This window comes from Pseudomonas corrugata, assembly GCF_050920615.1.
GTDB classification, from domain to species: domain Bacteria; phylum Pseudomonadota; class Gammaproteobacteria; order Pseudomonadales; family Pseudomonadaceae; genus Aquipseudomonas; species Aquipseudomonas corrugata.
Map to the genome: position 1 here is coordinate 2,141,333 of NZ_CP130434.1, position 20,420 is coordinate 2,161,752.

The 20,420-nt window shown below is 60.8% G+C and carries 17 protein-coding genes; 10 read left to right on the forward strand and 7 right to left on the reverse strand.

Annotated features, from left to right (window positions below):
- Positions 1-268: 268 nt before the first annotated feature.
- Positions 269-2,257, reverse strand: coding sequence for a bifunctional tRNA (5-methylaminomethyl-2-thiouridine)(34)-methyltransferase MnmD/FAD-dependent 5-carboxymethylaminomethyl-2-thiouridine(34) oxidoreductase MnmC (mnmC, locus tag QZH45_RS09830; RefSeq protein WP_432783748.1), 1,989 nt, complete (start codon positions 2,255-2,257; stop codon positions 269-271).
- A 146-nt stretch (positions 2,258-2,403) separates the two neighbouring features.
- Between mnmC and pap the strand changes: the two genes are divergently transcribed.
- The gene (gene pap / locus QZH45_RS09835) at positions 2,404-3,912 is read left to right on the forward strand and encodes a polyphosphate:AMP phosphotransferase (RefSeq protein WP_024778705.1); all 1,509 of its coding nucleotides are present in this window, start codon (positions 2,404-2,406) and stop codon (positions 3,910-3,912) included.
- 156 nt (positions 3,913-4,068) lie between these two features.
- Complete coding sequence (locus tag QZH45_RS09840) at positions 4,069-5,253, forward strand: thiolase family protein (protein ID WP_024778706.1); 1,185 nt, start codon at positions 4,069-4,071, stop codon at positions 5,251-5,253.
- Positions 5,254-5,441: 188 nt separating this feature from the next.
- Here QZH45_RS09840 and QZH45_RS09845 read toward each other — a convergent pair whose 3' ends face one another.
- Entirely contained in the window at positions 5,442-5,639 is a 198-nt protein-coding gene (locus QZH45_RS09845) for a DUF6316 family protein (RefSeq protein ID WP_024778707.1), read from the reverse strand.
- Positions 5,640-5,839: 200 nt separating this feature from the next.
- On the opposite strand from QZH45_RS09845, the gene QZH45_RS09850 reads away from it, so the two are divergent.
- The gene (locus QZH45_RS09850) at positions 5,840-6,802 is read left to right on the forward strand and encodes a DMT family transporter (RefSeq protein WP_053193660.1); all 963 of its coding nucleotides are present in this window, start codon (positions 5,840-5,842) and stop codon (positions 6,800-6,802) included.
- A 127-nt stretch (positions 6,803-6,929) separates the two neighbouring features.
- Here QZH45_RS09850 and QZH45_RS09855 read toward each other — a convergent pair whose 3' ends face one another.
- Complete coding sequence (locus QZH45_RS09855) at positions 6,930-8,324, reverse strand: class II fumarate hydratase (RefSeq protein ID WP_053193658.1); 1,395 nt, start codon at positions 8,322-8,324, stop codon at positions 6,930-6,932.
- 192 nt (positions 8,325-8,516) lie between these two features.
- Here QZH45_RS09855 and QZH45_RS09860 point away from each other — a divergent pair, with 192 nt between their 5' ends.
- From QZH45_RS09860 to QZH45_RS09890, 7 genes are all read left to right on the forward strand, one after another.
- Positions 8,517-9,038, forward strand: coding sequence for a DUF2059 domain-containing protein (locus QZH45_RS09860; RefSeq protein WP_024778710.1), 522 nt, complete (start codon positions 8,517-8,519; stop codon positions 9,036-9,038).
- A 12-nt stretch (positions 9,039-9,050) separates the two neighbouring features.
- Positions 9,051-9,344 (forward strand): BolA family protein, encoded by a 294-nt coding sequence (locus QZH45_RS09865; protein ID WP_024778711.1) that lies wholly within the window; start codon positions 9,051-9,053, stop codon positions 9,342-9,344.
- Positions 9,345-9,598: 254 nt separating this feature from the next.
- Positions 9,599-10,540, forward strand: coding sequence for a rhodanese-related sulfurtransferase (locus QZH45_RS09870; RefSeq protein WP_024778712.1), 942 nt, complete (start codon positions 9,599-9,601; stop codon positions 10,538-10,540).
- Between the two features lie 3 nt (positions 10,541-10,543).
- Positions 10,544-11,179, forward strand: a complete 636-nt coding sequence (locus QZH45_RS09875; RefSeq protein ID WP_024778713.1) for a DsbA family protein — start codon at positions 10,544-10,546, stop codon at positions 11,177-11,179.
- Positions 11,172-12,998 (forward strand): ABC transporter ATP-binding protein, encoded by a 1,827-nt coding sequence (locus tag QZH45_RS09880; RefSeq protein WP_024778714.1) that lies wholly within the window; start codon positions 11,172-11,174, stop codon positions 12,996-12,998. The genes QZH45_RS09875 and QZH45_RS09880 overlap by 8 nt, the downstream gene beginning before the upstream one ends.
- 190 nt (positions 12,999-13,188) lie before the next feature.
- Positions 13,189-15,648 (forward strand): EAL domain-containing protein, encoded by a 2,460-nt coding sequence (locus QZH45_RS09885; RefSeq protein ID WP_024778715.1) that lies wholly within the window; start codon positions 13,189-13,191, stop codon positions 15,646-15,648.
- Positions 15,649-15,728: 80 nt separating this feature from the next.
- Positions 15,729-16,499, forward strand: coding sequence for a TenA family transcriptional regulator (locus QZH45_RS09890; protein ID WP_392396945.1), 771 nt, complete (start codon positions 15,729-15,731; stop codon positions 16,497-16,499).
- Between the two features lie 250 nt (positions 16,500-16,749).
- Here QZH45_RS09890 and QZH45_RS09895 read toward each other — a convergent pair whose 3' ends face one another.
- The 4 genes from QZH45_RS09895 to ubiG form a co-directional block, all read right to left on the reverse strand.
- A complete protein-coding gene (locus tag QZH45_RS09895) occupies positions 16,750-17,676 on the reverse strand; it encodes a GGDEF domain-containing protein (protein ID WP_053193652.1) in 927 nt (308 codons plus the stop codon).
- Between the two features lie 359 nt (positions 17,677-18,035).
- A complete protein-coding gene (locus tag QZH45_RS09900) occupies positions 18,036-18,776 on the reverse strand; it encodes a YciK family oxidoreductase (protein WP_024778718.1) in 741 nt (246 codons plus the stop codon).
- 224 nt (positions 18,777-19,000) lie between these two features.
- Positions 19,001-19,672, reverse strand: coding sequence for an N-acetylmuramic acid 6-phosphate phosphatase MupP (gene mupP / locus QZH45_RS09905; RefSeq protein ID WP_024778719.1), 672 nt, complete (start codon positions 19,670-19,672; stop codon positions 19,001-19,003).
- A gap of 4 nt (positions 19,673-19,676) precedes the next feature.
- Positions 19,677-20,375, reverse strand: coding sequence for a bifunctional 2-polyprenyl-6-hydroxyphenol methylase/3-demethylubiquinol 3-O-methyltransferase UbiG (ubiG, locus tag QZH45_RS09910; protein WP_024778720.1), 699 nt, complete (start codon positions 20,373-20,375; stop codon positions 19,677-19,679).
- Positions 20,376-20,420: the final 45 nt, after the last annotated feature.

Sequence of the window (20,420 nt, forward strand, 5' to 3'; positions counted from 1 at the left end):
GCACATAAGTCCTTACCGGTTTTTCCGTTGGGGAGGGTACGCGCCGAAATGGCGGGTACCCTGGAACTGACCGATGGGATTGCCGTGAGTTTTAGATCGATGCGTTATAAGGCGACGGGTGGGGGCGGGTTGGCGGGATGTCGTAGGGCCTTTGTGGGAGCGAGCCTGCTCGCGATGGGGGCGGCATGATCAACATTAAAGCCAGCTGATCCATCGTCATCGCGAGCAGGCTCGCTCCCACAGGTTTGGCGGTGGGCGTTCAGCTGCGTCAGGCCTTGCCGCGGATCAGCGCCCTTAAGGCAAACCTGTTCGGATGGCAGGCCTCGGCCACGCTCCGGGGCAAGGGCAAAGGTTCGTTGTCCAGCCAGGCGGCGATCAGTTCGCCGGACAGTGGCGCGGTGATCAGGCCGCGGGAGCCATGACCGCTGTTGACGTACAGGCCATCGAGCCAGGGGCAGGGGGTGTCCGGGACCTGGCGGGCATCTTTGCTCAGGGCGTGATACGCCTTGGTAAATGCCCGGTTGTCCGCCAACGGCCCGACAATCGGCAGATAGTCCGGGCTGGTGCAACGAAACGCCGCACGGCCTTCGAGCTGCTCCGGATCCAGGAGGCCGGCGTCCAGGCGGTCCACCAGGTCGAGAGAGATTTCTTCGAGCATTTGCAGGTTGCCGGCATGTTCGGCGGCGGTGGGTGTCAAGTCATCGCTCTTGAAGTCGAAACTGGCCCCCAGCGTATGTTCGCCCATTCGCGGCGGGGCCACGTATCCCTCCGCGCAGACCACCGTGCGCAGGCTCTGGCTGCGGGCCGTCTGCGGCAGGCGGGTGATTTGCCCGCGTATGCGCTTGAGGGGCAGGTCGGCGGCTGCTTCGAAACGTTTTATCTCGGCAGCGCTAGCCAGGATCGCCACCGGTGCGCTGGCCAGGCAGCGCTCACCACCCCAGGCTTGCCACTGGCCGTCGACGCGGCGCAGATCCAGCACTTCACGGTGAGGCAACACCTCGATCGACGAGCCCGAGGCCTGCCAGCGGCACAGCGCCGGCGGATGTACCCAACCCCCTTCAGGGTAGAACAGACCGCCACAGGCCAGGCCGATGCCGGACAGCTCCTCGGCTTCGGGTTGCTCCAGTGTGTGCAGCAGATCGGCCGGGAACGCGGCGGCCAGTTGCGCCTGGCGCTCGGCTTCCTTGTGGTTGAAGGCCAACTGCAGGACACCGCAGCCGTCCCAGTCCATGCCCCGCTGCAGGTGTTCCAGCAAGCGCCGCGTGTAGCCGAAGCCGCTGAGGATCATCTGCGACAACGCCGTGCCGTGAGCGGAAAGCTTCAGGTACAACACCCCCTGGGGGTTGCCGGACGCTTCCTCAGCCAACCCGGCATGCCGCTCCAGTAACGTCACCTGCCAGCCACGGGCCGCGAGGCTCGCCGCGCTGGCGCAACCGGCCAGGCCACCGCCGATCACCAGGGCCCGGCGTTCGTCGGTGAGCGGAGCGGGGCGGGCATACCAGGGTTTTGCCGGAAGGGGGGCGGCCTGCTCCTGTGATTCCGGCCAGCCAAGGAACACGCCCCGCAGGATTTCCCATTTATGCCCGATGCCCGGCGTGCGCTTCATCTTGAAGCCCGCCGCGTTCAACAATCGTCGCACCCAACCGGTGCTGGTGAAGGTGCTCAGAGTGGCGCCAGGCGCCGCCAGCCGGGCCAGTTCGGCGAACAGCTCGGCGGTCCACATGTCGGGGTTCTTGGCTGGTGCGAAACCATCCAGGAACCAGGCGTCGATGTGTCCGTCCAGCTGTGGCAACTGTTCCAGGGCGTCACCGATTATCAGCGTCAGCGTCACCCGTCCGCCCGCCAGTGTCAGGCGCTGGAAACCTTGATGGATCGCGACGTATTGCTCAAGCAATTGATCGGCCTGAAGCTTGAGGGACGGCCACAGGGCAAGGGCCCGGTGCAGGTCTTGAGGGCTCAGGGGGTATTTTTCGACGCTGACAAAATGCAGTCGCGCCCCGGCGGGCGCGCATTGCTCGAACAACTGCCAGGCACACAGGAAATTCAATCCAGTGCCGAACCCCGTCTCACCGATCACCAACCTCCCGTGATCCGGCAACGCGGCGAAGCGCTCGGTCAGGTTGTTCTGTTCAAGGAACACATAGCGGGTTTCTTCCAGACCCGACTGGTCGGAGAAATACACATCGTCGAACACCCGCGAACGGGGCAGACCCTGGTCATCCCAGTCGAGTTGGGCGTGGTGCTGTACGGGGGGCATGGCAGGCTCAGTGAAATCCGGGACGCTATTCTAGCCTCGTTCCCACGCTCCGCGTGGGAATGCCTCTACGGACGCTCCGCGTTCGGCTCTACACCGGACGGCGTCCAATCCGCTAGTCTTGCCCCAACCCCAGGAAGGAGCTGCCTATGTTCGAATCCGCCGAAATCGGTCACGCCATCGATAAAGACACCTATGAGGCCGAAGTGCCGGCTCTGCGTGAAGCACTGCTCGAAGCCCAATTCGAGTTGCATCAGCAAAGCCGCTTCCCGGTCATAGTGCTGATCAACGGTATCGAGGGCGCGGGCAAGGGCGAGACGGTGAAGTTGCTCAACGAGTGGATGGACCCGCGGTTGATCGAGGTGCGCACGTTCGACCAGCAGACTGACGAAGAGCTGGCGCGGCCACCGGCCTGGCGTTACTGGCGGATGTTGCCGGCCAAGGGGCGCATGGGGATTTTCTTTGGCAACTGGTACAGCCAGATGTTGCAGGGGCGGGTTCACGGCGAGTTCAAGGACCCTCGGCTCGATCAGGCGATCAATGCCGCCGAGCGCCTGGAAAAAATGCTCTGCGATGAAGGCGCGCTGATCTTCAAGTTCTGGTTTCATCTGTCCAAGAAGCAGATGAAAGCCCGGCTCAAGGGGCTCAAGGATGATCCGTTGCACAGTTGGCGCATCAGTCCACTGGACTGGCAGCAATCCCAGACCTACGACAGGTTCGTCAAGTACGGCGAGCGGGTGTTGCGCCGGACCAGTCGAGATTACGCCCCGTGGCATGTGATCGAAGGCGTGGACACCTGTTATCGCAGCCTCACGGTGGGCAGGATCTTGCTCGAAGGCATGCGCCATGCGCTTGACCGGGTGAAGACCAGACCGGAAAAAGTCAACGTGACACCGCTACCGGCGCTGGATGACCAGGTGACCCTGATCGACAGCCTGGACATGACCTTGCGCCTGGACAAGGACGATTACGAGGAACAACTGATCACCGAGCAGGCCCGGTTCGCCGGCTTGCTGCGGGACAAACGCATGCGTCGACACGCCCTGGTGGCGGTGTTCGAAGGCAACGATGCGGCCGGCAAGGGGGGAGCGATCCGGCGGGTTGCCGCGGCGCTCGATCCACGCCAGTACAGCATCGTGCCGATAGCCGCGCCCACCGAAGAAGAGCGTGCCCACCCTTACATGTGGCGGTTCTGGCGGCACATTCCGGCGCGGGGAAAATTCACCGTATTCGACCGTTCCTGGTATGGCCGGGTGTTGGTGGAGCGGGTCGAAGGCTTTTGCAGTCGGGCCGACTGGCTGCGGGCCTATGGCGAGATCAATGATTTCGAAGAGCAGATTGCCGACGCCGGTGTGGTGGTGGTCAAGTTCTGGCTTGCCATCGACAAGGAGACTCAGCTCGAGCGATTCCAGGAGCGCGAGCAAATCCCCTTCAAGCGCTTCAAGATCACTGAGGATGACTGGCGCAACCGTGACAAGTGGGACGCCTACCGGTCGGCGGTATGTGACATGGTCGACCGCACCAGTACCGAAATCTCTCCCTGGACCCTGGTAGAGGCCAATGACAAGCGCTGGGCGCGCGTCAAGGTATTGCGCACCCTCAGCGAAGCGCTGGAGGCGGCTTTCAAGCGCAGCGAGAAACTGGCTCGCAAGAAATAGCCAATGGGCCTTTAGGGTTGATTCGTGCACGTGGGTTAACCGTACAGGCCGCTCGCGATGAGGTCGCATATGCGGGGTGAATGATTGTCGCAGTCGGTTATGGGGTGGATTTATGCTCGATCCATTCTTGACCGCCTACAACAATGAGGAACAGCCATGCGTGAAGTAGTGATCGTCGACAGCGTACGGACCGGCCTGGCCAAGTCGTTTCGCGGCAAGTTCAACATGACCCGCCCGGATGACATGGCGGCCCATTGCGTCAATGCACTGTTGACGCGCAACGACATCGACCCGGCCAGCGTCGAAGATTGCATCGTCGGTGCCGGCTCCAACGAGGGTGCTCAGGGCTACAACATAGGTCGTAACGTAGCGGTGCTTTCCCACCTGGGTATCGGCACCGCTGGCATGACCCTCAACCGCTTCTGTTCCTCGGGCCTGCAAGCCATCGCCATTGCCGCCAACCAGATCGCTTCCGGTTGCAGCGACATCATTGTCGCCGGCGGGGTGGAGTCCATCAGCTTGACGATGAAAAGCGTCAACACCGACAACCTGATCAATCCGCTGCTCAAGGAACAGGTACCCGGGATCTATTTTCCCATGGGCCAGACCGCCGAAATTGTCGCCCGCCGTTACCAGGTCAGCCGCGAAGCGCAGGATCGCTACGCCTTGCAGAGCCAGCTGCGCACTGCCCAGGCCCAGGCGGCCGGGTTGTTCAATGACGAGATTGTACCGATGGCGGTCAAGTACAAGGTGGAGGATAAAAATACCGGTGCGGTACAGATGCTTGACGGCGTGGTTGACCGCGACGATTGCAACCGCCCGGACACCACCTACGAAAGCCTGGAAGGCCTGAAGCCGGTGTTCGCCGAAGACGGTTCGGTGACGGCGGGTAACTCATCGCAGCTATCCGACGGCGCTTCGATGACCCTGGTGATGAGCCTGGAAAAGGCCCTGGCGCTGGGACTCAGGCCCAAGGCCTTTTTCCGCGGCTTCACCGTGGCCGGTTGCGCGCCGGATGAAATGGGCATCGGTCCGGTGTTCTCGGTGCCGAAACTGCTCAAGGCCAAGGGGCTGCGGATCGCCGATATCGATTTGTGGGAACTCAACGAGGCGTTCGCGTCCCAGTGCCTGTACAGCCGTGATCGCCTGGAAATAGACAATGAAAAATACAATGTCAACGGCGGCTCGATTGCCATCGGCCATCCGTTCGGCATGACCGGTTCGCGCCAGGTCGGACATCTGGTGCGGGAGCTGCAACGGCGCAACCTGCGCTATGGCATCGTGACCATGTGCGTGGGCGGTGGGATGGGAGCGACGGGGTTGTTCGAGGCTGTGCGTTAAACGCGAAGCTGAGAAAAGACACTATTTTTGGCGAGGGGATTTATCCGCGCTGGGCGCGCGACGCGTCCCCAAAACCAGGCGACTCGGTGTATCAGATAGATTGAGTCAGCTGCAGGGCTGCTTGGCAGCCCAGCGGGGATAAATCCCCTCGCCACAGATAAATCCCCTCGCCACAGGCTGGGCGGGGGTCAGCTGGCGATCTCAAGCGCCTTCTGCACCCGCTCTATATACGCCGCGACTTCTTGTTCTGCAGCCTCACGACTGGCAAACGGTCCTTCCTGGGTTCCTTCCCGGGTACTGAAATAGAATTCACCGTTTATCCGACAGATCCGGTCACTGGGAAAGACCATCGCAGGGGCGAGGTCCTGGGCGCGTTTGCCAAGCATGGGGGCTCCAAGAAGCGTAAATATCGGTTGTGTGAAGTTTATTCGTTGACATCAACTGGCGCTTGCTCAGCCGATGGGCGGCAATGTGCCATCTATCCTTCTCGCGAACGACCTTCGAACTGTTAGTGCGTAACTGTCCCTGTGTCGCCGACGCTTCTCCCCCTAGAATAGTCGCTCTTTTCTTGAGCCTCGGGGATTGCATGCACATTTCGTCCGGTCGCTGGGTCTACGGCCTGTTCCTCGCCCTGTTGACCGCGCTGTTGTGGGGAATCCTGCCGATCAAGCTCAAACAGGTACTGCAAGTGATGGACCCGGTCACCGTGACCTGGTTTCGCTTGCTGGTGTCCGGCGGTTTGCTCTTCATCTATCTTGCTGCCACCCGACGCCTGCCCAGCCGCAAGGTGCTTGGTCCGCGCGGCGGCTGGTTGGTGGCCATGGCGGTGCTGGGGCTGGTCGGCAACTACGTGTTGTACCTGATGGGGCTGAGTCGCTTGAGCCCCGGCACCGCGCAGTTGGTGGTGCAGATGGGGCCTATCCTGTTGTTGGTCGCCAGCCTCTTTGTGTTCAAGGAGCGTTTCAGCCTGGGGCAGGGGATGGGCCTGATGGTGCTGCTGATCGGCTTCACGCTGTTTTTCAACCAGCGTCTTGCCGAGTTGCTGACCTCCCTGAGCGAATACACCGCCGGGGTCTTGATGGTGTTGCTGGCGTCGGCTGTCTGGACGTTCTACGCATTGGGTCAGAAGCAGTTGTTGACGGTGTGGAATTCGTTGCAGGTAATGATGGTGATCTATCTGTTCTGCGCGTTGCTGCTCACGCCGTGGGTCCATCCGTTGGAAGCGCTGCAACTGAGCCCTTTGCAAGGTTGGCTGTTGTTTGCCTGCTGCCTCAACACCCTGATTGCCTATGGCGCATTTGCCGAGGCGCTGGCTCACTGGGAAGCCTCACGGGTCAGCGCGACCCTGGCGATCACGCCGCTGGTGACCTTCGCTGCGGTAGCCGTGGCTGCCTGGTGGTGGCCCGATTATGTGCATGCCGAGCAGATCAATCTGTTGGGGTATGGCGGGGCCGTGCTGGTGGTGGTGGGCTCAGCGTTGGTGGCGTTGGGGCCTTCGCTGATTGCCGGGCTCAGGGCCCGGCGTGAGCGGTTGGCGGTAGGGCGATAGACCGAGTTATCGTTCTTCGCGAGCAAGCCCCACAATGGATCTTGGTCGAACATACAACTTGTGTTCAATGAAGACCTATGTGGGAGCGGGCTTGCTCGCGAAGACGGACTGTCTGCCAGCAGAAAACTCAGCCCTGGCTACCGGCCTCCAGCATGTTTTCCGGTCGCACCCAGGCATCGAACTCCTCATCGGTCAGATAGCCCAACTGCAACGCTGCCTCGCGCAGGGTAAGCCCTTCGCTGTAGGCTTTCTTGGCGATCTCGGCGGACTTGTCGTAGCCGATATGCGGGTTCAACGCCGTCACCAGCATCAACCCACGCTCCAGGTGCGCCGCCATCTGCTCGCCATCGGGCTCGAGCCCGGCGATGCAATGTTGCTGGAAGTTGCTGCAGCCGTCGGCGAGCAGGCGGATCGATTGCAGCAGGTTGTGGATGATCACCGGCTTGAACACGTTCAACTGCAAATGGCCCTGGCTGGCGGCAAAGCCGATGGTCACGTCGTTGCCCATGACCTGGCAGGCCAGCATCGACAAGGCTTCGCACTGGGTCGGGTTGACCTTGCCGGGCATGATGGAACTGCCCGGCTCGTTGGCCGGCAATTTCACTTCGGCGAAGCCGGCCCGAGGGCCGGAGCCCAGCAGGCGCAGGTCGTTGGCGATTTTCATCAGGGTCACGGCCAGGGTTTTCAGTGCGCCGGAAAGCGTCGTCAGCGGCTCATGCCCCGCCAGTGCCGCAAACTTGTTTGGCGCGGTGACGAACGGCAAACCGGACAGCGCCGCCAGCTCAGCGGCAATCGCTTCACCGAAACCGTGGGGCGAATTGAGCCCGGTGCCGACCGCCGTGCCGCCCTGGGCCAGTTCACAGACCGCCGGCAGCGCGGCGCGGATTGCCCGTTCGGCATAGTCGAGCTGGGCGATGAAGGCCGACAACTCCTGGCCGAATGTGATCGGCGTGGCGTCCATCATGTGGGTGCGGCCGGTCTTGACCAGTTTCATGTGGCGCGCCGCCAGTTCCGCCAGCCCGCCGGATAATTCGCTGATGGCCGGCAACAATTGCTGATGGACGGCCTGCGTGGCAGCGATGTGCATGGCCGTGGGGAAGCAGTCGTTGGAGCTCTGGGAGCGGTTGACATGGTCGTTGGGGTGCACCGGGGTCTTGCCGCCGCGGGGGTTGCCCGCCAGCTCGTTGGCGCGCCCGGCGATCACCTCGTTGACGTTCATGTTGCTCTGGGTGCCGCTGCCGGTCTGCCAGACAACCAGCGGGAACTGATCGTCATGCTGGCCGGCCAGTACTTCATCGGCGGCCTGTTCGATCAATCGGGCAATGTCGGCGGGCAAGTCGCCATTGCGGTCGTTGACCCGCGCGGCGGCTTTCTTGATCAGGGCCAGGGCGTGCAGCACCGACAGTGGCATGCGTTCGTTACCGATGGCGAAGTTGATCATGGAACGCTGTGTCTGGGCGCCCCAGTAGGCGTCCTCCGGGACTTCAACCTGGCCAAGGCTGTCGGTTTCGATACGGCTCATTGGGTCAAACTCCTGATAGGTCTGAATGCGCAGTTTAGGCCCTGTGGGGCGGCGCCGGTTCCCTCAATCTAGGAGTGGTCGGTTCGGTCCGTCAATCGGAGACGGCAAGCGCCGGGGTTGAGGACCGGCGTTTTTTAGGCGCAGAATGACCGCCCTTGAGGTTTTACCTCGCCAGTTAGATAAGGAAACTCGATGACCCGTCTTCGCGCCATCTGTACCGCAGTTGCTCTGGTGTGTGCCAGCGGTCCTGTTCTCGCCGATACCGCCAGCCACAACGCCAGCGCCGAAGCGTTCCTGACCTTGGCACACGCCGACAAACTGGGCACTCCGGTGTACATGCAGGTGCAGCAGATGTTTGCCCAGCGCTTCGAACAGACCAAGGCTCCCGAGTCGAAAAAAGCCACCCTGGAAACCTACCAGGCCAAGGCCAACGCCGCGCTTGACCAAGCCATTGGCTGGAACAAGCTCAAGCCGGACATGGTCAAGCTCTACACCACCAACTTCAGCGAATCGGAGCTCAAGGACCTGGTGGCCTTCTACCAGTCGCCTCTGGGCAAGAAAGTCCTGGAAAAAATGCCACAGCTGACCCAGCAGTCGGCCCAACTCACCCAGGCCAAGCTTGAAAGCGCGGTGCCGGTGGTGAACAAGCTGCTGGCGGACATGACCGCCGAGCTCGAGCCGAAAGCTGCTGCCCCTGCCAAGAAGAAGCCTTAAACGGAGCCAGGTATGAGCATGCAACAACGCATCGAATCGACACTCGGCCTCCTGCAGCCCGAGCATCTGCAGGTGCTGGATGAAAGCCACATGCACAGCCGTGGGCTGCAGACCCACTTCAAGGCGGTGGTGGTAAGTCGGCAGTTCGAGGGGCTTAATCGGGTCAAGCGCCACCAGAAGGTCTACGGCACGCTGGGTGAGCTGATGGGCGAATTCCATGCATTGGCGCTGCACACCTACACCCCCGAAGAATGGGCACAAATCGACGCCGCCCCGGCTTCACCGACCTGTGCCGGTGGCGGGTAGGAGCTGCCGCAGGCTGCGATCTTTTGATTTTGATCTGAGTGCTCGCGATTCAACTGTCAGGGACAAGATCGCAGCCTCGTTGCACTCGGCAGCTCCTCCAGATTGGTTCAGGCGGGATAAACCCCTTCGCAGAGTTGGAATCCAGTCCTGTAACGCCAATGTTTTTGTTAGAATCCGCAACGCGCCGCTGACCCGGCGCGTTTTTTTTGCATCCGGTTCACCCTTTACGAGGGTAGCCACCTGGAGAAACACCCATGACACAACCCATTGTCGTGGCGGCACTGTATAAGTTCGTCACCCTGGAAGATTACGTCGAGCTGCGTGAGCCCTTGCTCAAGGCGATGCTCGATAACGGTATCAAAGGCACTCTGCTGATCGCCGAAGAAGGCATCAACGGCACGGTCTCCGGTACCCGCGAAGGCATCGACGGCTTGCTGGCCTGGCTCAAGAACGACCCTCGCATGATCGACATCGATCACAAGGAGTCGTACTGCGACGAGCAGCCGTTCTACCGCACCAAGGTCAAGCTCAAGAAAGAAATCGTCACCCTCGGCGTCGAAGGCGTGGATCCGAACAAGCAGGTCGGCACCTATGTCGAACCCCAGGACTGGAACGCGCTGATCAGCGATCCGGAAGTGTTGCTGATCGATACCCGTAACGACTACGAAGTGTCCATCGGGACATTCGAAGGCGCAATCGATCCCAAGACCACCAGCTTTCGCGAGTTTCCCGACTACATCAAGGCCAACTTCGACCCGGCCCGGCACAAGAAGGTCGCGATGTTCTGCACTGGCGGCATCCGCTGTGAAAAGGCCTCCAGCTACATGCTCAGCCAGGGTTTCGACGAGGTCTTCCACCTCAAGGGTGGCATCCTGAAATACCTCGAAGAGGTTCCCCAGGAAGAAACCAAATGGCGCGGCGACTGTTTTGTGTTCGATAACCGCGTGACCGTTCGCCACGATCTCAGCGAAGGCGACTACGATCAATGTCATGCGTGCCGTACACCGGTGAGCCTGGAGGATCGCGCTTCGGAGCACTATGTGCCTGGCATCAGTTGCCCGCATTGCTGGGACAAGCTGAGCGAGAAGACTCGCCGCAGCGCCATCGACCGGCAAAAGCAGATCGAACTGGCCAAGGCTCGCAACATGCCGCACCCGATCGGCTACAACTACAAGCAATCATCCTCCGAGGCCTGAACCATGCCGCCACGCCTGCTGTATGTCATGGACCCGATGTGTTCCTGGTGCTGGGGCTTCGCGCCGGTGGCCGAAGCATTGGTCGAGCAGGCGCGGGCCCGGGGTGTGGAACTGCATCTGGTGGTGGGTGGTTTGCGCACGGGCAGCGGTTCGGCCCTGGAGCCCACTACCCGGCGTTACATCCTGGAGCATTGGCAGGCTGTCACCGAGGCCACCAGCCAGCCGTTCAAGCTGGAGGGCGCGTTGCCGGACGGTTTTGTCTATGACACCGAGCCGGCCTGCCGGGCGCTGGTGACGGCCCGTAGCCTGGCACCGGACCTGGCCTGGAAGTTGCTGAAGCTGATCCAGCAGGCTTTTTATGTGCAAGGTCGCGACGTGACCCGTGCCAGCGTCCTGGTGGAACTGGCCGAACAGGCCGGGTTGCCACGCATTGAATTTGCCGCGGCGTTTGACAGCGCTGATCAACATGCTGCCACCGCTGCGGATTTCACCTGGGTGCAGGACCTCGGCATTGCCGGATTCCCCACGCTACTGGCCGAGCGCGACGGGCAACTCGCCTTGCTCACCAACGGTTATCAGCCCTTGAGCCAGCTGTCTCCATTGCTTGGCCGCTGGCTGGAGCGCGCGGCCTGTGCCTGACCTGCCGGATGGCACTTCTGAGCCACAGCGCGTCGATCGATTGAGCTGGGCGGAAATCCGTCGCCTGGCCTTCACACACAAGAAAGCCCTGTGGATTGCCAACGGCGTGGCCGTGCTGGCGACGCTGTGCAGTGTGCCGATCCCCTTGCTCTTGCCGCTGTTGGTGGACGAAGTGCTGTTGGGGCGTGGCGACGCCGCCCTGAAGGTGATGAACCACGCCTTGCCGACGGGCTGGCAGAGTGCTGCCGGCTATATCGGGTTGATGCTGCTGGCGACCTTGACCCTTCGGTGCGGCGCGTTGCTGTTCAACGTGTTACAGGCGCGCTTGTTTGCCGGGCTCGCCAAAGACATCGTCTATCGCATCCGTATCCGCCTGATCGGGCGTCTCAAGCGTATTTCCCTGGGTGAATACGAAAGCCTGGGCAGCGGTACCGTGGCCGCTCACCTGGTCACCGACCTGGACACCCTGGATAAATTCGTCGGCGAAACCCTCAGCCGTTTCCTGGTGGCGATGCTGACGCTGGTGGGCACCGCCGGCATCCTGATGTGGATGCACTGGAAACTGGCGCTGCTGATCCTGTTGTTCAATCCACTGGTGATCTATGCCACGGTGCAGTTGGGTAAGCGGGTCAAGCACCTCAAGAAGCTGGAGAACGACAGCACCTCGCGCTTCACCCAGGCATTGACCGAAACCCTGGACGCGATCCAGGAGGTGCGTGCCGGTAACCGCCAGGGCTTTTTCCTCGGACGCCTGGGCCAGCGCGCCCGGGAGGTGCGTGATTATGCGGTCAATTCCCAGTGGAAAAGCGACGCGTCGGGTCGCGCCAGTGGCTTGCTGTTTCAGTTCGGCATCGACATTTTTCGTGCGGCGGCGATGCTCACCGTGCTGTTTTCCGACCTGTCCATCGGCCAGATGCTGGCGGTGTTCAGCTACCTCTGGTTCATGATCGGTCCCGTGGAGCAGCTATTGAACCTGCAATACGCCTATTATGCGGCCGGCGGCGCATTGAGCCGTATCAACGAACTCCTGGCCCGGGCCGACGAGCCGCAGTACAGCGGCGGCATCGATCCGTTCAAAGGCCGTGATACCGTGGGCATCGACATCCAGGGGCTGAGCTTCGGTTATGGTGAGGAACTGGTGCTCGATCAGTTGAACCTGTCCATCTCCCCCGGCGAAAAGGTCGCCATCGTTGGCGCCAGCGGTGGCGGCAAGAGCACCCTGGTGCAGCTATTGCTGGGCCTGTATACACCGAAGTCGGGCAGTATCCGGTTTGGCGGCGCCACGCAGCAGGAAATCGGCCTGGAAACCATCCGGGAAAATGTCGCGGTTGTGTTGCAGCATCCTGCGTTGTTCAACGACACGGTACGAGCCAACCTCTCCATGGGGCGCGACTGCAGCGACGAGGCCTGCTGGCGGGCATTGACCATTGCCCAACTCGATACCACGGTGCGCGCGTTGCCCCAAGGGCTGGACAGTGTGGTCGGGCGTGCCGGGGTGCGGCTGTCCGGTGGACAGCGTCAACGCCTGGCCATTGCCCGCATGGTATTGGCCGAGCCGCGGGTGGTGATTCTCGACGAAGCGACCTCTGCACTGGACGCCGCCACCGAGTACAACCTCCATCAGGCGCTGTCGCGTTTCCTGAGCGGGCGCACCACGCTGATCATCGCCCACCGGTTATCAGCCGTGAAACAGGCGGATCGGGTATTGGTGTTCGACGGGGGGCAAATCGCCGAAGACGGCGACCATTTGCAGTTGATCGCCGAGGGTGGCCTGTACGCGCGACTCTACGGTCATTTGCAACAGATACAGCAGCCTTGAGTTTCCTGTGATTTTCTGCGCTTAGTATCCAAAAAAGTCAGCTGAACGCCCCCGGTTTCTTCGAATTTCCACCCAAAGCCTGTCGATTCTCCGATCCAGCCGTTCCAAGGGTCGAAAACTGGCCTAGGCTCTGGAATCAGAAGCGGATTTTCCCCGGGTGCTCATTGGCAATGCCTGTGCAAGGGACCTCATGAAGCAAAAGCGGACTCTCGGAACGCCTCGGTTGTTGGGCATCGTCTGGCCCTTCATTGCCGTTGTGCTATTTCAGGCATTGCTCGGGGGCGTCAGTCTCTACGTATTGTCGGCAGTTCGCGGCTATGTAGCGGGGGAAAGCCTCTGGTCCAAGGGGCAGAAAGACGCTATCTACTACCTCAACCTCTACGCCGACAGCCGTGATGAGGCGATTTTCCGCAAATACCAGCAAGCCATAGCCGTGCCCGAGGGCGGGCATGACTTGCGGGTGGCACTGGATCGTCAACCACCTGACCTGGAAGCGGCGCGGGCGGGTATCCTCCAGGGGGGAAACCACCCGGACGATGTGGCCAGCGTGATCTGGCTCTATCTGAATTTCCGTCATTTCAGTTATCTGGAAGAAGCCATCGATCTCTGGACGGTGGGCGACGGTTATCTGATCGAGTTGGATAATGTCGCCCGGCAGATGCACGAAAGCATTACCGAAGGGAGTGCTTCAGAGGCCGATATCCGGGGCTGGAAGGCGCAGATCTTTGCCATCAACGACTCCGTAACCCCAGCAGCCAAGGCTTTCAGCGACGCGCTGGGTGAGGGATCGCGCTTTATTCTGCGCCTGTTGCTGGTGATCAACTTTGCCACCGCGCTGGGGCTCATCGTCCTGGCGTTGTTACGTACCCACAAGCTGCTGGCCCAGCGACAGGTGTTCGCCAACGCTTTGCAACTGGAGAAGGAGCGTGCGCAGATCACCTTGCAATCCATTGGCGATGGCGTCATCACTACCGACGTCGAAGGCGCCATTGCATACATGAATCCCGCCGCCGAGGCGATGACCCACTGGAAGGCCGAGCATGCCACCGGGCTGCCCTTGGCCGCGCTGTTCAATCTGCTTGACGACAATGCCCAGACCGAAAGCCTGACGCTGATCGAACACATTCTCAGTGACCGGCTCGGTGGCGGCAGCGAACATTCCAAACTGATCCAGCGCCTGGATGGCAGTACGGTGTCGGTGACTCTGGTGGGTGCGCCGATCCGCCATGCGGGCAAGGTCAGCGGCGCCGTACTGGTCTTGCACGACATGACCCAGGAGCGCCAGTACATTGCCAACCTGTCGTGGCAGGCTACCCATGATGCGCTGACCGGCCTGGCGAATCGCCGGGAATTCGAGTACCGGCTGGAGCAGGCCCTGCATAACCTGACGCGCCAGGCCGGGCGCCATGCCTTGATGTTCCTCGACCTGGACCAGTTCAAGCTGGTCAACGACACCTGTGGCCACGCGGCGGGTGACGAATTGTTGCGGCACATTTGCGCGTTGCTGCAATCGGGCCTGCGGGAAAACGACACCCTGGCCCGGTTGGGCGGGGATGAGTTCGGTATCTTGCTGGAGAACTGTTCGCCGGAGGCCGCGGAGAAGATCGCCGAAGGGCTGCGCCAGACCGTGCAGAACCTGCACTTTGTCTGGAAAGGCCGGCCGTTCGTGACCACCGTGAGCATCGGCCTGGTGCACATCGCCCAGAACCCGACGACTTTGGAAGCTTCCCTGCGTGCCGCCGACATGGCCTGCTACATGGCCAAGGAAAAAGGCCGCAATCGAGTCCAGGTCTACCATGCCGACGATTCGGAGCTGTCCCTGCGCTTCGGTGAGATGGCCTGGGTCCAGCGCTTGCACATGGCCCTGGAGGAAAACCGCTTCTGCCTCTATGCCCAGGAAATCGCCGCCCTGGGGCCTGGCGACCATGGCGGCGGGCATATTGAGATCCTGTTGCGCCTGCACGATGAAGCTGGACGGATGATTTTGCCGGACAGCTTCATTCCAGCGGCGGAGCGCTATGGCCTGATGACGTCCCTGGACCGTTGGGTGGTGGAAAATGTCTTCAAGATCATCCGCCAGTGCCTGAACGATTCGCGGCAGGGCCCCATGGCGATGTGTGCGATCAATCTGTCAGGCACGACTATCGGAGACCAGGCATTTCTCGACTTCCTGCGTCAACAGTTCGCGGCGTATTCGATTCCACCGGAAATGATTTGTTTTGAAATTACAGAGACCAGCGCTATTTCGAATTTGGGCAGTGCCATTCGCTTTATCAATGAACTCAAGAGCTTGGGTTGTTACTTCTCGCTGGACGACTTTTGCGCCGGAATGTCTTCATTCGCTTACCTGAAACATTTACCTGTAGACTTCTTGAAGATCGACGGGAGTTTCGTAAAGGATATGCTGGACGACCCGATTAACCGTGCAATGGTCGAGGTGATCAACCACATCGGCCACGTCATGGGTAAGCGCACCATTGCCGAGTTTGTGGAAACTGCCCAGATCGAGCAGGCATTGCTGGAGATTGGAGTGGATTACGCTCAGGGGTATGTCATCGAGCGCCCGCAGTTGTTTACCTGTGACACGTTGCAATGCAGGCCGGCCCGGCCCCAGCCATTGTTATTCAAGGCCCCCGGCACGTTCCGCTGAGCCTCTTGTTGATCCGGAAAAAAATCACAATCAAAAGGAGCCCGACAGTGATCGACACATTCAACCGAACAGGCCCGCTCATGGACGCCAAAAGCTATCCGAAATGGGCACAGCAGCTCATTGCCGATTGCGGCGAGAGCAAGCGCCGGGTTGTCGAACACGAGCTGTATCAACGCATGCGCGACAACAAGCTCAGCGCCAAGACCATGCGCCACTACCTCATCGGTGGTTGGCCGGTTGTTGAACAGTTCGCCTTATACATGGCACAGAACCTCACCAAGACCCGCTTTGCCCGCCATCCCGGCGAGGACATGGCCCGTCGTTGGCTGATGCGCAACATCCGTGTCGAACTCAATCACGCCGACTATTGGGTGAACTGGAGCGCCGCCCACGGTGTGACGCTGGAGGATCTGCAGGCACAGCAGGTACCGCCCGAACTCCACGCGTTGAGCCATTGGTGCTGGCATACCAGCTCTTCGGACTCGTTGATCGTGGCCATCGCAGCGACCAACTATGCGATTGAAGGCGCGACCGGGGAGTGGTCGGCGCTGGTGTGTTCCAGCGGCATCTATGCGGCGGCCTTCGCCGAGGAAGATCGCAAGCGAGCCATGAAATGGCTGAAGATGCACGCCCAGTACGACGACGCCCACCCGTGGGAAGCGCTGGAAATCATCTGCACCCTGGGGGGCATGAATCCGAGCCAGGCATTGCAGACCGAACTGCGCCAGGCGGTGTGCAAAAGCTACGATTACATGTATCTGTTTCTGGAGCGTTGCATGCAACTGGAACAGTCGGAGGTCGCCGAAAAGTCGGCATCCCCACGCGAGCGCCTGGCGCTGGCCGGGAGCTGACGCCTAGCTGACGATGTGGGAGCGGGTCTGCCTGCAAAGAGGTGCGGTCAGCCAACGGGGAGGTTGGCTATCGGATCGCTGTCGCGAACAGGTTCGCTTCCACATTATTGTTTGATGTAATCAGACTCACATCGTATCCCTGTGGGAGCGAGCCTGCTCGCGATAGCGGTGGGCCAGCTAGTAGAAATATTGAACATGCCACCGCCTTCGCGTGCGGCTCCCGCACTCAGTCTGGCTCGCGTGTTCTCAATCAACCCGCCATTGCCAACCGATTCCGCCCCTCGCGCTTGGCCACATACAACGCGCTGTCGACCCGGCGGAGCAGGCTTTCCATGGACTCACCCGGCAGCAGCGTCGCGCAGCCGAGGCTGACCGTTAGCTCAATCCTGACGCCGGCTGCGAAATAATCCTGCAGTTGGGCGGCATAGCGCAATCGCTCGCCAATCGTGGCAGCGGCTTCCCGACCGGTATTGGAAAGCAGGATCAGAAACTCCTCTCCGCCGAACCTGAACACCATGTCCACGTTGCGCAACTGATCCTTGATCGACTCGGCAACGGCCTTGAGCACCTCATCGCCGGCGCCGTGGCCATAGGTATCGTTGATGCGCTTGAAGTGATCGATGTCTAGCATCAGCAGCGACAACGGTTGCATGTGACGCCTGGCCATGTCGATTTCCCGCCCCATGACCTGGTCCATGGCGATGCGATTGCCGGTTCCGGTCAACGGGTCGCGCAGGGCGCTCTGGGTTGCGGCGCGGTAGAGCAGGGCGTTGCGCAGTGGAAACAACAGGGTGGACATCACTGACTCGAGATCACTCTGCTCCGCGTCGCTAAAACGCTGATTGCGACGGAATACCAATTCGCCCAACTGTTCGTCTTCATGGCTGAGGTTGTAGCTGAGCAGATGATGTCCGCGTTGACCGAACTCCAGTCGCAGATCGCTGGGCTTGTGTTGATAGGCCAGTGCATCCAGGGGCACCAGTCGTTGAACCTCGCGGAAAAACAAGCCCAGGATCCGTTGTGGTTCCAGGCTGGTCTGCAATTGCTGACTCAATTGCTGGCGCAGTTGCGAAAGACTGACGGACCGCGCGACGAGCGGTGACGGCTGACCGAAGCCCAGGCGCTGCAGTTTGGCGCTGTCGAAATCAATCGCGTTGGTCTGGATGGGCGTTTTCATTTGGCGTGAGCCCCTAAGCAAATCTGTCCTGGCAGGCTGGGTGAGGGGGGCTTTGGGCTGCGCGTCGTACCGTCCCGTCAGTCCCATAGGATGCTGATTTGAGTTTAGTCTGCTTTCCTTGGCTGACGCAGGCCTCGTATCTATCTCCGTTCCCCGCCGGACATGGCGTGTTTGGAAGGGTTAGAGCGAAAGTCGTGCCAGTCTGTTCACTTCGGAAAAATCCATTACAAATCAATGAAGTGAAAAAAACACGAATATCCCCCCGGCGTTGCGCGACATGGCTTTGGCGGTTCGTCTGGCTTGCTACCGAAGAATTCGAGCGTTGCGACGGTAAACCGCCGCAACGTAGGGGCGAGTTTTTACTGCGCGTTGAAGGCCTGGCCGTTGACGCCTTTGCTGTCCGGTCCCATCAAGTACAGATAGACCGGCATGATCTCTTCCGGTGTCGGATTATTGAGCGGATTTTCCCCCGGATAGGCCTGGGCGCGCATGCTCGTGCGGGTGGCGCCAGGGTTGATGCTGTTGGCACGCACCGGCGCGACGGTATCGACTTCGTCGGCCAGGGTCTGCATCAGCCCTTCGGTGGCAAACTTGGACACCCCATAAGCGCCCCAGTACGCCCGACCCTTGCGACCAACGCTGCTTGAGGTGAACACCACGGACGCATCCGTGGACAACTTGAGCAGAGGCAGCAAGGTGCTGGTGAGCATGAACATGGCGTTGACGTTCACGTGCATCACCCGCATGAAATTCTCGCCGGACAGCTGTTCCAGTGGTGTGCGCGGGCCGATGATCGAGGCGTTGTGCAGCAGGCCGTCCAGATGACCGAACTCGGCTTCGATCATGGCCGCCAGTTCGTCGTATTGATGGGGCAGGGCGGTTTCGAGATTGAATGGAATCACCGCCGGCTGTGGATGGCCAGCCGCTTCGATTTCATCGTAGACCTGGATCAGGTTGGCTTCGGTCTTGCCCAACAGCAGCACGGTGGCACCGTGGGCGGCGTAGGCCTTGGCGGCAGCCGCGCCGATGCCGCGACCGGCACCGGTGACCAGGATGACCCGGCCGGCGAGCAGGTCGGGGCGGGCGGAATAATCAAACATAAAAACCTCACGAAACATAACGATGCGTGGTGATGCACGGTGTGGCGACGGGTTGTATTGTGGCGAGGGGATTTATCACCGCTGGGTCGCGAAGCGACCCCTTGCGTATTGCTTGATACAACGCAGTGACTGACATCTCTTGGAGGCGCTTCGCACCTCGGCGGGAATAAATCCACTCGCCACAAAAAATCTACTTACTTGTCTTGCCACACGAAGTAGTCAGTTCAGCAACTGCACAACGCGTTATCCAGCACTTCGCGCAACGCCAGCGGATGATCGATCACCACGTCCGCGCCCCAGTGCCTGGGGTTGTCGTCCGGGTGGATGTAGCCGTAGGTCACTGCGCAGGTCTTGGTGCCGGCGCTGCGCCCGGACTCGATGTCCCGCAGGTCGTCGCCGACGAACAACACGCTGGCCGGGTCCAGGTCGAGCATCTTGCACGCCAGGGTCAGCGGCTCTGGGTCCGGCTTGCTGTTTTTCACGTGATCGGGGCAGATCAGTACCTTCGAGCGTTCGGCCAGGCCCAGTTGCTGCATGATTGGCTCGGCGAAGCGCACCGGTTTGTTGGTGACCACGCCCCAGATCAGGTTGGCCGCTTCAATATCGGCCAGTACCTCGGCCATGCCGTCGAACAGATGGCTGTGGACGGCGCAGCCCTTGAGGTAGCGGTCGAGGAACTCCTGGCGCAGATCCTCGAAGCCCGGTGACTCCGGGTCCATGGAAAAGGTCACCGCGACCATCGCGCGGGCGCCACCGGAAATTTCGTCACGAATGTGCTGCGTATTCATCGGTGGCAGGCCACGGTCGGCGCGCATGGCCTGGCAGATGGCGATGAAGTCCGGCGCGGTATCGAGCAGCGTGCCGTCCATGTCGAAGAGAACCGCTTTGAGACGCATCGACTTATTCCTCGCGCAGGGTCTGGATCATGTAGTTGACGTCAACGTCGGCGGCGAGCTTGTAGTGCTTTGTCAGCGGGTTGTAGGTCAGGCCGATGATGTCCTTGACGGTCAGGCCTGCCGCGCGGCTCCAGGCGCCCAGCTCGGAAGGGCGGATGAACTTCTTGAAGTCGTGGGTGCCCCGTGGCAGCAGTTTCATGATGTATTCCGCGCCGATGATAGCGAACAGGTACGCCTTCGGGTTGCGGTTGATGGTGGAGAAGAACACCTGTCCACCGGGCTTGACCATGCGGAAGCAGGCGCGGATGACCGAGGAGGGGTCCGGCACATGTTCGAGCATTTCCAGGCAGGTGACCACGTCGAACTGGGCGGGCATTTCCTCGGCCAAGGCTTCGGCGGTGATCTGCCGGTATTCCACACTGACGCCGGATTCCAATTGATGCAATTGCGCCACCGCCAGCGGCGCTTCGCCCATGTCGATGCCCATCACCGTCGCGCCGCGCTGGGCCATGGCTTCGCTGAGAATGCCGCCGCCGCAGCCGACGTCGAGTACCTTTTTGCCGGCCAGGTTGACCCGTTCGTCGATCCAGTTGACCCGCAGCGGGTTGATGTCGTGCAGCGGCTTGAATTCGCTTTCGCGGTCCCACCAGCGGTGAGCCAGGGCTTCGAATTTGGCGATTTCGGCGTGGTCGACGTTGCTCATGTGCAGATCCTCGAAAAACTTGAAAAAGTCAGTTGCCCCGAGCCG